Source organism: Chryseobacterium cucumeris (assembly GCF_001593385.1).
GTDB lineage: Bacteria > Bacteroidota > Bacteroidia > Flavobacteriales > Weeksellaceae > Chryseobacterium > Chryseobacterium cucumeris.
In genome coordinates, this window is record NZ_LUVZ01000012.1 from 273,642 (window position 1) to 287,832 (window position 14,191).

General features: G+C 38.6%; 11 protein-coding genes. 3 read left to right on the plus strand and 8 right to left on the minus strand.

The genetic code is table 11. The features are described 5' to 3' along the window. Position 1 precedes the first annotated feature (1 nt). Positions 2-934: an MBL fold metallo-hydrolase gene (locus A1704_RS10195; protein ID WP_062673035.1), complete on the minus strand. Its 933-nt coding sequence runs from the start codon at positions 932-934 to the stop codon at positions 2-4. Between the two features lie 552 nt (positions 935-1,486). On the opposite strand from A1704_RS10195, the gene A1704_RS10200 reads away from it, so the two are divergent. Both A1704_RS10200 and A1704_RS10205 read left to right on the plus strand, forming a co-directional pair. Beyond that, on the plus strand, positions 1,487-4,594 hold the full coding sequence (locus tag A1704_RS10200) for a non-ribosomal peptide synthetase family protein (RefSeq protein WP_082798755.1): 3,108 nt from the start codon (positions 1,487-1,489) through the stop codon (positions 4,592-4,594). A 159-nt stretch (positions 4,595-4,753) separates the two neighbouring features. Beyond that, entirely contained in the window at positions 4,754-5,044 is a 291-nt protein-coding gene (locus tag A1704_RS10205; protein WP_062673037.1) for a hypothetical protein, read from the plus strand. Between the two features lie 82 nt (positions 5,045-5,126). Here the strand turns inward: A1704_RS10205 and A1704_RS10210 are convergent, their stop codons facing one another. The 3 genes from A1704_RS10210 to A1704_RS10220 form a co-directional block, all read right to left on the minus strand. Then, a complete protein-coding gene (locus tag A1704_RS10210) occupies positions 5,127-6,353 on the minus strand; it encodes a spondin domain-containing protein (RefSeq protein WP_062673039.1) in 1,227 nt (408 codons plus the stop codon). Between the two features lie 134 nt (positions 6,354-6,487). After that, positions 6,488-6,964: a YdeI/OmpD-associated family protein gene (locus A1704_RS10215; RefSeq protein WP_062673041.1), complete on the minus strand. Its 477-nt coding sequence runs from the start codon at positions 6,962-6,964 to the stop codon at positions 6,488-6,490. Positions 6,965-7,043: 79 nt separating this feature from the next. After that, positions 7,044-9,248 carry a S46 family peptidase gene (locus A1704_RS10220; RefSeq protein ID WP_062673043.1) on the minus strand — a complete coding sequence of 735 codons (2,205 nt, stop codon included), beginning with the start codon at positions 9,246-9,248 and terminating at the stop codon, positions 7,044-7,046. A gap of 86 nt (positions 9,249-9,334) precedes the next feature. On the opposite strand from A1704_RS10220, the gene A1704_RS10225 reads away from it, so the two are divergent. Beyond that, positions 9,335-9,769, plus strand: a complete 435-nt coding sequence (locus tag A1704_RS10225) for an META domain-containing protein (protein ID WP_065119611.1) — start codon at positions 9,335-9,337, stop codon at positions 9,767-9,769. 128 nt (positions 9,770-9,897) lie between these two features. On the opposite strand, the gene A1704_RS10230 is transcribed toward A1704_RS10225, so the two are convergent. The 4 genes from A1704_RS10230 to A1704_RS10245 form a co-directional block, all read right to left on the minus strand. Continuing rightward, positions 9,898-10,317 (minus strand): hypothetical protein, encoded by a 420-nt coding sequence (locus A1704_RS10230; protein WP_062673047.1) that lies wholly within the window; start codon positions 10,315-10,317, stop codon positions 9,898-9,900. Positions 10,318-10,323: 6 nt separating this feature from the next. Further along, complete coding sequence (locus A1704_RS10235) at positions 10,324-12,846, minus strand: beta strand repeat-containing protein (protein WP_062673049.1); 2,523 nt, start codon at positions 12,844-12,846, stop codon at positions 10,324-10,326. 6 nt (positions 12,847-12,852) lie between these two features. Next, positions 12,853-13,326, minus strand: coding sequence for a T9SS type A sorting domain-containing protein (locus A1704_RS10240; protein ID WP_062673051.1), 474 nt, complete (start codon positions 13,324-13,326; stop codon positions 12,853-12,855). Between the two features lie 147 nt (positions 13,327-13,473). After that, complete coding sequence (locus tag A1704_RS10245) at positions 13,474-14,181, minus strand: LytR/AlgR family response regulator transcription factor (RefSeq protein WP_065119593.1); 708 nt, start codon at positions 14,179-14,181, stop codon at positions 13,474-13,476. Between the last annotated feature and the right edge of the window lie 10 nt (positions 14,182-14,191).

Sequence of the window (14,191 nt, forward strand, 5' to 3'; positions counted from 1 at the left end):
TTTATACTGTACCTGCCTTCTGGTCAATTTTAAGATTGATCGAAAAAGGGTCGTTATATACTTTGGGAATCCATTGAAACTGATCATTCACTTTATTAATATATCCTATTCCCGGCCATGGAAGATGGGCAGAGCAGATAAGTGTTCTGTTTTGATAGCAGTTTTCAAGAACTTTCTTGCGGGCTTCAACACCTGTTGCAAAGTCAATATCCCATTGTGTTCCCCAATGCGGTTTTGCAATAAGGAGGGGAGAGTGAAAAAGATCTACCACATTGGTTATTGATAAATCCCCATCATTCACTGTATAAATAATATGACCCGGAGTATGTCCGGGAGCAGCTTCTGTTTGAATGCATGAGAATAATTGATCACCCATTTCAAACTTTGTAAGCCGGCTGTTTATGGCAGAAAGAACTTTTCTAACCAAAGGTATGCTTGGCTTTCCTCCTTCCGGGTTTTTACTTTTCTGAAAATCCGGTTCATCACTTGTCCAGAATTCAAATTCCTGACTGGAAATATAATAACGGGCATTCGGAAATACGAAATCCCCGTTTTTAGAAAGAATTCCTCCGATATGATCCCGGTGAGCGTGTGTAATCAGAATATCAGTAACAGACTCTGGTGTAAACCCTGCTGCAGTAAGGCTGTATACTAATTTCCCCGCGTTTTCTTCATCATAAAACCCTTCTCCTGTGTCCACTAAAATGTTGCGGTCACCTTTTTTAATAAGCATAACATTAATAGGTGCTTCATAATAAGATTCAGATAGATAAAGATTACGAAGTTCATCTTTTACAAGATTTTGAGGGATGCCTGGTGCTAAGATAGGCTGGTGATATCCAATACCAAAATATCCGTCAGAAAGTATAAAAATATCCAGTTCATTGCATGGAATGTGTATAAATCCATGGTCTCTCTTCAGTTTTTGATCCATACTAGAATGAAGTGTATTTTATTTTGTTTTACAAATGTAGAGAATATTCCCATACATTGATCCTGTTAAATATAGATATAGAAAAGTTTTACTCTAGGTTGCGTAATGTATTGTAATCCAGTTTTTTTATTTTCATCTCTTCCACAATATCTATTTCGGGATGTGGTAGATGATCGTAATTATGTAACGCATAGTTTGAAATATTATGATAAGTTTGATTACCAAATTTTTAAAAATATTACATTATGAAAATTAAATCTTTAAATTCTGAATAGAGTCTTGTCTCTAATTCCTGAAGAATATCTGCAATGTATTCTTTCTTCTTTTCGACTGCAATAAACATCGTTTGAACACTGTTTACCGGTCTGCTCACTGACAGGGTCGAGTGAAACTCTGTATCATTCGGTTTTTAAAACTATTATGAAAACACATTGAGTAAAATAAGCTGTGGTTATGCTTTACGTCCTTTTTTTCTCATTTCAAGGAGTTTAAAATGAACTTATCGAAGCATTAAGCTGCCAATTACAAATTTTTAATCCAAATCAAATTATTATGTCAAACACAATTCCCTCATCAGGAACCTTATCGATAGGTTCAGCAGTATTACTGTCTTCTGAAGACAGAGAAAAATTGCTCAACGGATTTAATAAAACCGGTTGGGATTATCATCATGAAGAAACCCTGGAATCTCTTTTCCGGAAACAGGCAATCCTTCATCCTGATAAGACTGCTGCGGTTTATCAGAATCGGAAGATTACGTATGGAGAGTTGGATCAGAGAAGCAATCAGGTAGCCAATTTATTACTGAGCCATGGTATTAAAGAAGGAAAATATGTTCCCATCTGGCTGGACCGCTCTTTAGAATGGATCATTGCTGTACTTGGAGTTATCAAAACAGGTGCGGCCTATGTTCCGATAGACCCTGCTTATCCTGTCAAAAGAGTAGAATATATTCTTTCTGACACCACTGCTGATCTTATCATTACCAATCAAATTCTTGGAGAACTTTTATCAGAAACCGAAAAGGTAAAAGTATTTGATATGAGCAATATGGAGAATCTTAATCATTTATCATCAGAATATCCAGGAATTAATATCCACCAAAATGCCCTTGCATACACAATTTATACTTCTGGCTCGACGGGGAAACCCAAAGGTGTAATGGTAAGCCATCAGGCTATACAGCATCTGGTAACATGGCATAATCATCATTTTCATGTGGATCATAGCTCAAAATTAACTCTTGTGGCGGGATTGGCATTTGACATTTCTGTGTGGGAAATGTGGTCGGCTCTTACTTCAGGTGCAACGGTTTTTATTGCAGATAATGAGGATAGAACAGAAGCTCAGGCATTGGTAGATTACTACAGAAAAAATAGTATTACCCATGGCTTTGTGCCTACTGTTCTGGCTCCTTCTGTAGTGGATATTACCCGCAATTATAATGATCTGAAGCTCAAATATCTCTTTACAGCAGGTGAGAAGCTAAAGCCGGTACTTACTTCAGAATTAAGCTATGAGCTGGTGGATTATTATGGTCCCACAGAATGTACCGTATACGCTACTTATAAAAAAGTGAAAGATATTAATGGAAAATATGTTTCATCTATAGGCAGACCCATTGCCAATGCAAAAGCATATATCTTGGGAGAAAATAAGGAATTGCTGCCCGTAGGAGCTGTAGGAGAACTCTGTATTGGAGGAAATCTTTTAGCAAAAGGATATCTTAATAATAAAGAACTTACGGAAGCTAAATTTATTACCAGTCCATTCAATGAAAAAGAAAAGCTGTATCGAACTGGAGACCTTGCCAAATGGAACGCGGATGGTGATATTGAATTCTTAGGAAGAATTGATAATCAGGTGAAAATTCGTGGCTTCAGAGTGGAACTGGGAGAGATAGAACGTTCACTGATCCAGCAGGAAAATATTAAAGAAGCTATGGTTCTTGGTAAAGAAACGGAAGGAAGTACCAAATATCTTATTGCTTTTATTGTATTAGCTCCTGGAGCAGTAGCAGATATTTCGTCTGTCCGAAATGCATTGAAAAAAGAACTTCCGGGCTATATGATTCCTGCACAAATTATTTTTATAGATAAAATTCCGTTAACAGCAAATGGAAAAACAGATACGCAGGTCTTAAAAGATCTTGCCGATAAAGAAGCAAAAGAATTGATTTCATTTGAGCCCCCAACCAACGAAACCGAAAGGATTATTGCAGATGTCTGGTCGTCTGCATTGGAACGTCCTGTCATCAATATCACAGATAATTTCTTTGATATTGGAGGAAACTCTCTGTTGGTTGCAACGGTAGCGGTTGCTTTGCAGAGAAAGCTGGATGTAAAAGTGTATCTGCGGGATATATATCAGTATCCTATATTACAGCAACTTTCAGAAGTTCTTATTAAAAGATTAGGAGAGACAAGGGAAGCAATCCCCATGGAAGATGTAGAACCATATGTTGAGCTTCAGAAAGATGTTTATCTTGCTGCGGGAACTGTTTTTGCAGGTGGATTTGATCCTCAACAGGTGGAAAATCCAACAACAATATTTTTAACTGGTGTCACAGGTTTTGTAGGAATTCACATGTTACAGGAGCTTCTTGATACTACAAATGCTGATATTTACTGTCTTGTAAGAGCTCAGGATGAGTTTTATGCAATGGAAAAAATTGACAGATGTTTTAAACAATATCATATTCCTCAACATGTAGAACAGAAATCTAGAATTATTCCTGTTATCGGAGATCTGGCTTTACCGTCTTTAGGACTTTCAGAAGAAACATTTACAAAACTGGCAAAACAAACCGATTTGATTTATCACTCCGGAAGCTCAGTCAACTTCATCGAACCCTACTCTTATATGAAAGCACCGAATGTAGAAGGGCTAAGGGAAATTATAAAACTGGCAGGAGCGGAAAGAACAAAATGCCTCGCCTTGCTGTCAACCATTTCCGTATATAGCTGGGGACACCTATTCACAGGAAAAACAGTAATGTTTGAATCTGATGATATTGAACAGAATCTGATGTCCGTAAGTAAAGATATTGGTTATGTAAGAAGTAAATGGGTGATGGAAGCCATTGCTGATTTAGCGGCAAAAGAAGGGCTACCATTAATTACGTACCGTCTTGGGTATGCCATGTGCCACAGCGAAACAGGGGCAAGTGCCTCTTATCAATGGTGGTCCGGATTGGTGAAAAATTGTATAGAGCTCAAATCGTATCCCGCGCTCACTGAGCTTAGAGAAGGACTTATTACGGTAGATTATATGACCAAAGCGATGGCTCATATCACCAAAAATAAAGAGGCAATAGGGAAGAAATTCAACCTGATTGCCCGTCCGGAAACCAATCTTACTTTGGAAGATTTCTTCGGACTCATGAAAAAATATTATCCTTTCACACTTAAAGACCTTCCTTATAAAGAATGGAGAAAACAATGGGAAGATGACAGCAAAAACCGTTTGTATCCATTAACGAGTCTTTTCAGTGATAATATGCATGAAGGATTATCCACAGTAGAACTTTACCAGAATACTTATGTATGGGATTGCTCCAATGTTATTCAGTATCTGGAAGGGTCAGGCATTCACGAACCTGTATTTGATAAAAAAATATTGGATTCCTATTTACAATATCTTGGAATTCCGGTTGAATAGAATTTGATAATTGAAAAAGCCCAGACAGATCCTGCTTGGGCTTTTAATTTTTATTCAGCAAATACGTCAGGTTTTGTCGCAGTGGACCAGAATATTTGGATCAGGGTAATGAAAAAATCTTATCCCATTTTTTAATTAACTGAAAACCAAACAGGATAGATGAATAACGTTATTGTATTGTCAAAAGATTTCGCTGCTAATGAAAGTGCAGTGGTGGATATTAAATCCAGGGGATTGGTAAATCCATTGGGAGTTCTTACATTTCAAAACAAAACAGGGCAGTCTGCACAATTTCTCTGGCAGGGAGATGCGCTTTATAGCAGAGAAAATGCTGGGTATTTTAAAGAAATAAATAATGACCTGGGAGTGCAGGTAAGCCATTATGAAGGCTCTATAACCGTTACCAATGGAGGAGGGAAACAGTATCTGGAAGGAGCACTGAAACAATAATAAAAACGGATGTATTTTTATTATCCGAACAGCATAATAAAAAAGGTCAAACAGTATTGTCTGACCTTTTCTTATCTGAAGATTAGTTGATGGTTACTTTAATCACATTCTGTACAGCAGGAACAGGATATGGGGTTCCTACTTTGGAAATAACCTTATTTTCACTTTGTGGGGTTCCGCCAAACAATGCCTGATGATTTCCCGCACCCGGATATTGGTCAATACCTGTCCCCGAATCAAATAATGAAGTTTTTAGGCTGAGGTCACCCTTACTATTGGCATCAATGCTTTGTTCGTTGGCATAGAACCAGTCATTGGAAAAACCAAACATGGTTGTGTAAGCAATTTTATCGCCAGGCTCAGCATTAAAGTTTGTGGTTACCTTACTTCCCGGAGTTACAGGAGCATTTCCTGCAACATATACTCCTTTTACATTAGGTAAAGATTTTAAACTGTTTTGAAGCTTGGCTACATTTCCAAACTGTGCAATATCTTTCAGTCCCATTCCGCTGTCTAATTTGCCTAATTCATAAATTGGATTTTTATCACCACGATAAACAACCACCAAGGCAGGAGAAAGTCCCGTATTAATTCCTGTGTTGGCATTCAGTTTTGTCATCATTTTACTGATATTTCCCATTTGAGCAATATCTGTGATTTCAGGATTGGATAAAGCATTAGGTGTAAAAAATGGAGCACTGTTCAGCAGCTGAGATCCATTGTAGTTGGAAACAGCCCATACACCGGGAGAAAAAGGAGTTTCGTTGGCTGTTCCGCCGGAGGTATTGGTAATGGTCAGGGTAAATTCTGAAGTTACATCATTGTAAGCAAGATTAAGCTTCATAAGTTGTGAAGCATTGACATTAGGAACCTGCATAATAGGTTTGCTTTCAACCTGTCCTGTGGTGTCATCTTTGCTTCCGTTATCCCATAGTCGTACACTTGAAGAAACATCTCCGGTAATAGCATTTCCATTAGCGTCAAACAATTTGATACCCGGCTGTTGGGACGCAAAAAACCAGTCTTTTGAAGCTCCGTACATCGTAGCAAACATTAAAGCCTGTGCTTTTCCTGCACTGAATTTAACAGAAACAGATTGACCGGGCAAAATAATAGGAGGCGTTCCTACTCCCTGAAAACTTCCGCTTTCTACAAAATCTTTGGGAGTTACAATGTTTTCAAAAGTAATGGATCTTTGAAAACCCATGTCCATCATCATGTCGTTATTAGAATCACTGCATGAAGTTAGAGAAAATGCAGCTAGAGTAGCTGCTGCTAAAACTGATGTTCTGAAAATAAACTTGTTCATAAAAGTAAATTTTTATAGTTATAAATGATATCTGCAACTATAGTCGGCTACTTTTTGAGATCCTGACAAAAAATATTTTCGTAATTCAATTTTTTTTTAAATGTATCGTTTTTGAGAGGGAAAATTAAAGCGGTCTATATTCCCTTTTTCCCATCCAGAATCATCTGGATCATTTTTATTTTTCTGTTTTCTCTGGTTTCAGGTTTCCTGGCTTCTTCAATCCAGCGGATGTATTCCTTTCTGTGGGTGTAGCTCATTGCATCAAATAAAGCTTTTGCTCCCGGATTTTCTTTAAAAACAAGGGCAATATCATCTGCAATTTCAACCACTTTTTCCTCCTTATCTTCAATAAGGGAGACGGAAACCTCATCTCCGAAGGTTTTACCAAGTTTCTTTCTGATCTCCTGAGTCAAACCTAAAATATGACAGTCTGATTTCATTTTGGCAAGACTTCCGCGGTATTCAACTTTATCATCAAACACAGCTTTTATCTTTACCTGTCCTTTTTTGTGAAACAATTCCTCTGTAGAGAATGGAAATTCTACAAACGCAGCATTCATGGCTCCGTTCTGCTGAATAATGGCTGTAAATTCGATACGTTCAGGATTCATGATCAATATTTTAATAATCAAAAATAAAAAAACCGTGAAAGTAAATTTCACGGTTTCAAAAATATATCAGATAAGATGATTATTTTTTAATTTTCTTAGGCATTGTTGTAGTACCTGAATTTTTAGTTTTTGTATCCGCCGGAGTATTGGCATCTCTTACAAGCTTCAGCTCGTCAACTAATCTTCTTGCCCCCGCAAACTTATCGATTGTCCAAAGAACAAAACGAACGTCTACGTTGATGGTTTTCTGCCATTCAGGTTCGAATACGATATCACCACTTAATGCTTCGCTGTTCCCGTCAAAAGCAATACCGATAAGGTTACCGTCTCCGTCAATTACCGGAGAACCGGAGTTACCCCCTGTAATATCGTTGTTAGAAAGGAAATTTACAGGCATATAACCTGCAGCATCAGCATACTGACCGAAATCTTTAAGGTTGTAAAGATCAATTACTCTTTGAGGAAGATCAAATTCTTCATCACCTTTCTTGTATTTTCCAACAAGACCAGTCATATCTGTATAGTAGTTATCCGTAATACCGAAGTAGTTTCTGTCATTTCTGATAGGTAATTTATCTACAGTACCGTAAGTTAATCTCATTGTAGAGTTAGCATCCGGGTAGAATTTCTTCTCAGGCATAGCTTTCATTAAACCAGCTAAGAACATACGGTTCTTTTTAGCAAAATTATCATCTACGTTGGCATATCTTTCAGTGCTCATTTTTTGATCAGCAACAATTCCGTTAGCAGCTTTCCAAAGTGGATCAGCATCAAGTTTCAATGCATCCGGGTGTAATAAGAAGTTCGTTGCAGAAGTTTTGTTAGCGAAGATAGAAGAATAAGCCAAGTTAGAAATTGTTTTAGCATCTAATCCTAAAATAGTAGCAGAAGCAATTTCTTTGTTAGTAACTCTCATCTGATATAGGTTTACCATAGAAGAAAGCATTTCTCCTTCTAAAGATGGATTGAAGTTTTCATAAGCAGCTTTAATGGCAGCTTCAGTTTTAGCTTTCATCGCTAATCTTCCTTGCATGTCCTGAGCGGCATACGCCTTAAGAACAGATCCTACTTGTAGAGCAAGAGATATATATTTTGCATTTCTTGAGAATTGAGTAGCATAGTTTCTCTCAACATTTCTCTCAGAAACCTGCTTGTAATAAATCGCAATATCTTCCAGGATACCATCGTAAGCCTCATTTCCAGACTTCATAGACCATTGTCTGAAGATGTCTTCTGTTTTTTGCTTATCGGCTATGGTTCCGTTTTTCTCTACTGCATCAATAGTCCCCTGTCTGTTTTTCCAGTAGTTAGCTACAGAAGCATATTGAGAAGCATAGTTAAGCTGAGTTGCCTTATCCTTGTCCATATACTTTTTCATAACATCCATGGCGAGTTTAGAAGCTTCAACCCATGCCGGGTAATCTTTAGTTACCATCTGCTGAATTCCGTAAGAAGTCAGGTAACGGTTTGTTCTTCCAGGATATCCTAAGATCATTGAGAAGTCACCAGGCTTAATTCCTTTAAGAGAAACCGGAAGGAAGTGCTTAGGCTTCAAAGGCGTGTTGCTTGGAGAATATTCAGCAGGGTTTCCTGCAGCATCAGCATATACTCTGAAAACTGTAAAATCTGCAGTGTGTCTTGGCCATTCCCAGTTGTCTGTATCTCCTCCGAATTTTCCTAATGATGAAGGGGGAGCACCTACCAATCTGATATCTTTATAATCCTGGTATACGAAATAGTAGAATTCATTTCCGTTGAAGAAATCTCTTACTACTACCGTATATTTTCCGTTTTCAGAATTTTCAGTCTGGATTGCTTTAGTTTCAGCATCAATCACAGCTTTTCTCTCTGCTCCGGTCATATTGTTGTTTAGTTTAGAATTGATTCTTTGCGTAGCATCATCCATTCTCACTAAAAATCTTACATAAAGATCCTTTGCATTGAATTCGTCTTTCTGTTTCATTGCCCAGAAACCGTTCTTCAAATAATCTTTTTCTGGTGTAGAAGCCGCAGCAACAGCGCCATAACCACAGTGGTGGTTGGTAAATATAAGTCCTTTATCCGAAACGATCTCACCAGTACAGAAACCACCGAAACTTACGATAGCATCTTTTAAGCTTGAATTGTTCACAGAATAAATTTCTTCAGGCGTAAGATGCAGACCCTCTTTTTGCATATCAACACCGTTAAGTCTTTTGATGAGCATTAGCAGCCACATCCCCTCATCCGCCCTCATCTGAGCAAAGCCCAGTAAGAAAGTGAATAGTAGAAATAGTCTTTTCATTTTATAAAATAATTTTTGTGTCGCTAATTTACTAATTTTTACGAGATTCTGTCCCGGAATGGTATGAAAATGGGATGATAATCTGCATGAAAAAGATACTATTACCACTTTTTGCAGTTTTACTGTTAGGACTCGTTTTAAATTGTTCCTCAGTGCCCACCAAAGATCCTTTTCTTCAAAGGCAATGGATGCTCATTTCTTTTGATGGCTTTTCAAAAGATCAATTAATAGCCAATAAAGCCGAAATGAATCTGACAGCCAATAGGGTAAAGGGTAAAATTCAGGCAAGTGTTTATATGGGATGTAACCGGATGTCTTTTGCTTCTGAATTTAAAAAAGAAGGTAAAGTGAAATTTTCAAAAGGAATAAGTACAATGAAAGCCTGTCAGGATATGAATCTTGAAAACTCTTTTCAGAAGAAAATAGAAACGATGACTCATTATTCTATTGAAGGGCATTTTCTTACTCTAACAGATGATCATGGAAATACTATGAAATTTGTAGCTGCTGATTGGGATTAATCATACCATTTCTCCCTATACGAAACAAAAGTCCGCATAATAGCGGACTTCTTTGTTTGAAAAATCTAGTTTGGTTATCAGCTTTTTGAGGTTATCAGCTTTTTGAGGTTATCAGTTTTTGAGAGTCATTAGTTTTTGGGGATTGTTTTTTTTATTTCTTCCAGAGTTGCTGTGTTAGGCAGCCCGGTAACTGTCGTTTTTGTGTTCCTGGAATTTATACTATTGTGATATGCTTGTCTGTTTGGGATCGTTTTTTTAATATCTTCAAGACTTGCTGTATTAGGAAGAAGCTTTCCTGAATTGTCTGCAGCTGCTTTGGGCTTGGATTCCTGTTTTTTAACTTCCAGGCCTCGATCAGATGCCAACCCGGTACTTACCGGATTTTTTTCAGCTCTTTCCTTATCAGCCTGAATTTGGACTGCCTGTTGTTCTTTTGCCTGTTTTACAACCAGTGCCTGATCTTCTTCTACAGCAGTCGTTTTTTTACTTTCCTGAGCATAAATAAGAGTGCTTAGAAATAATAATGGGATGATATATGCTATTTTCATGACGGTTTATTTTATATTGACTAATACTTGAATTTTTCCAACTTCTTTTTGGTCATAATCCTGAAGTGCTTTTCCGATGACCTGGCCAATTTTTACCTTTTTGAGATTGGCTTTCATGGCAACTCCCGCTTTAGATGAAGTCACCAGAAGATCTCCTCTTTTTATTTTTCCGTTCTCAAGGCATACTTTGGTAGGAATAACACCAATGACACCCATTGGCGCTTTATTGGATATATCAATATCGATATGTTCTTCTGTAAGCAGTACACCAGGTTTGGTAGCATACACTCCGGCAACAAGAGTAGAATAGGGAGTTGATGATTTTTCAACCGTTCTATCTGCTTTTGTTGAGATAACCAGAATGTCACCAGGTTCATATTCAGAGATGTTTCCGTTGACATCAAAAGCTTCCGCAACGTCAGCACCACTGTTTTGTGTGCCGCCATTGAAAAATCCTTTTCCGGTATTATCAATACGGGCAACGTTTACGGTTCCCGGGTTTCCTGATTTAAACAAAGCCAGAGATCCTGCACTATGAGTTTCTACAGTAAGTGCTGCATTGGTATTAGATGTATTAAAATTAACAAACCTGGCAGCTCGTCCGTTACTGAAATTAGGAACCCATGCATAGATTGCACTTCCTGTTCCGTCTACAGTGGTTTCTACACCATCTCCGGTGTTGGATGCATTAGCGGTGATACCATTACCGTTACCATCTGCAATAGCAATCAAGGCAGGGCCGTTTCCTGCAGGATTGGATGCGTGGAAAAGTCCTGCGTATCCTCCGGTTCCGGAAGATACTCCATAAATTCCTGCTGTGCCAAAGTTGGCAAACTGTGAATTGACTTCTCCTCTTACTGCAGGAGAGGTTCCGGTCACTTTATCTACCTTGAAATTACCTGCAATACCGTTTCCAACAGTGGTTACAGTGATAACATCGCTGGTGTTTGATTCATTGAAAATATTAAATCGTCCGGCACGTCCGGTAGCAAAAGAAGGAACCCATGCATAAAGCGCATTTCCGGCACCATCAATATTGGTCTCAACCCCATTGCCGTCTTTACCTGCATTGGCTGTAATGGCGTTACCGTTACCGTCTGTCAAAGCGATCAATGATGCTCCGTTTCCGGCAGGATTGGAAGCGTAGAATAGTCCGGCTCGTCCTCCGGTTCCGGATGAGACACCAAAAATAGCAGCAGCACCAAAATTTCCAAAAATAGTATTGACCTCCCCTCTTACCGCAGCTCCTACACTATTGGTATTATTGAGTACAAAAGAAGCAGCATTGCCTTTGGTATTATCAGGGATGTTTCCATTTCCGTTAGATGCCACTTCAAAAGTATTAGCATCAGTATTTGTATTGTTGAAATTTTCAAACCTTCCTGCACGTCCGGTACTGTTATTTAAACCTACCTGACCGTAAACACCAATACCCGTTCCGGATGTATTGGTCGCAACAAATCCTCTCACTCCATATCCTCCTCCATCATTACGGCCCACAACCGCTCCGGCAATATCACTGGTCGTTCTACCCACAACTGCTTCACCTGCTCCGGTATTGTCTCCTATAATCCCAGCAGATGATTGGGAAGAGGTGATCCCGTGGGCACCAAATCCTCCCGCAGTAGAACTTAGTATTCCGGCTCCAGTACCTGTGGTGGAAACATTGATAACTGTTCCGTTCCCTACAGTAGATGCCGTAAGAACACTATTGGCGTTAGCATTATTGACGATAGAAATATTGGCAGCAATACCATTGTTACTTGTGGCATTTAATCCTGTTCCTGTATTACTGTTTGCGTAAACACCATATCCGTTTCCACTGGCATTTCCGTAAACTCCTAAACCGTTGGGAGTAACGCCATATACGCCCCAGCCGCTTCCACCCTGGCTTCCCCAGACTCCAATTCCCAGTCCGCCGGTTCCGTTATTGATACCGCGTACTGCAGAAGAAAATCCTCCGGGGGCTGTATTGCTTACAATTCCTCTTACAGCAGCAATACTGGATGTGGTTGTGCTGTTGGCTCCTTCCACAGAAGTTCCATCACCATTATTGATTAATGAAAATAAAGTGGAGGCATTATTTATCGTATTGGAGTAGGGGATCGTAAAGCTTCCTCCGCTCACTCCGGCAGATTTAGCATATAAAGCATAGGGTACACTTAGTAACTGGCTTGTTCCTACTATGGTATAGTTGGTTCCACCAGCTGGATCTGTTTCTGTTTTTAAATAATAGCTTGCTGAGGACCAATCAATAGTGGCGAATGTTCCGGTAAGGATTGTTCCTGTTCCTATTTCGAGACTAACGAGTCCGTTGGCATTGGTATTTCCGGTGAGTCTTTCAGAATAGACTGCTGCTCCGGCAGGAGATCCCTGCAATATGCTTACTCTTATAGCAATTCCTTGGTTGGCTAAGAGTTGTCCGGAACCATTTCTCATGACAGCTTGGTAGCTCATTTTTTCCGGAGCCTGGGACAGTCCCATAAAGAAACCTGTCAGGATCCAAAACAGTGATAATATTTTTTTCATGGCGTTTTATTTTTTTATGATTTTGAAAGTTTTGATATTTTCTCCATTTTGGGTAATCCGTATGATGTACATCGCGGAAGGAATTGAGGAGAAATTAAGCTCAGATTTTGATTGTGAGATCTTATCTTTTTTTACCAGCTTGCCCTGGGCATCGAATAACTGATATTCTGAGCCTTTAAAATTATTTGACGTAAAATCTAAATACAAATAATCTCTGAAAGGATTAGGGTAAAGTAAAATACCAGTCAGTTCAGAGGAGTTTTCAAAAGTGGTAAGAGTGATGATTTCGTAAGGCTGTTGAACACCTTCGAGAACTTGTCCTGTTCCTTTTTCGAGGTAGGTTGTCTGACCTACACTGTAAGAAACAAAACCATTAGCTGCTGATGCATCCAATCCCGCTGCTAAAACTACAGCCTGAGCGTGTAGTATGGAGATGGAAAAGACAGACAGAATAATACAATAAATAGATATTCTTTCCATGGATAACAGTTTTGGTGATTAATAGATGTGTTTTCTTGGGGAATTTGGGAAGACTAAATTACCTCCTATCTTCATTGATTAGCAGGAAAATAGACCAACGGCAGAAATAATCGACCAATGGCATTGGTGAATTATTATGATGTATTTTTAAGGATTAAAAAAAGAAAGATTGTCCTTGTAAGTTCGGCCAATAGGAAGTTTTATACGATGCGGAAGTTCTATTTCGTGACAGTTTTTTCCGCGGATAAGATGACGTGGGACAGCATAGCTTCTGTGTATTCTGACAAAAGAATTAAAAAAACTTTTTTGCAGAAGATTTCCCAGTGAATTTAAAATACAATGATTTTTTTCAAGTGTGATGATTCTGGTGTAATCTTTCAGAGCTTCCAGGTAGAGAATATCTTTCATTTTAATCTGAAAAACATGACCACCTTCTTTTATTTTAATGCAGTTTTCTCCCACCATGGCATCATAGCATTCACATTTTTCTTTTACTTCAAAAAAATCAAAAAGCTTTTCCATCGAATAATGAAAGCGTTCTGCGGTAAGCGGTTTGGTAATAAAATCTAAAGTATTAATCTCAAAAGCTCCGGCAGCCAGTTCGGGATGAGAGCTTACGAAAATACAGGCGGGGATCTTATGGGCCAGCTTTCTGAACTCAAGACCGTTCATCCCCCTTAAATTGGTTTCGGTAATCAGGAGATCAACAGGAATGTCAAGATAGGGAACTGCCTTTTCAGCAGAGTCGAAAGTGGCAACAATTTCAATGTTTTCATATTGCCTGATATAATGCTGAAGAACCAGCCTGTCCAGTTCATCATCATCAATAATCATACATCTGATATGGGTAATCATGATTTCCGGA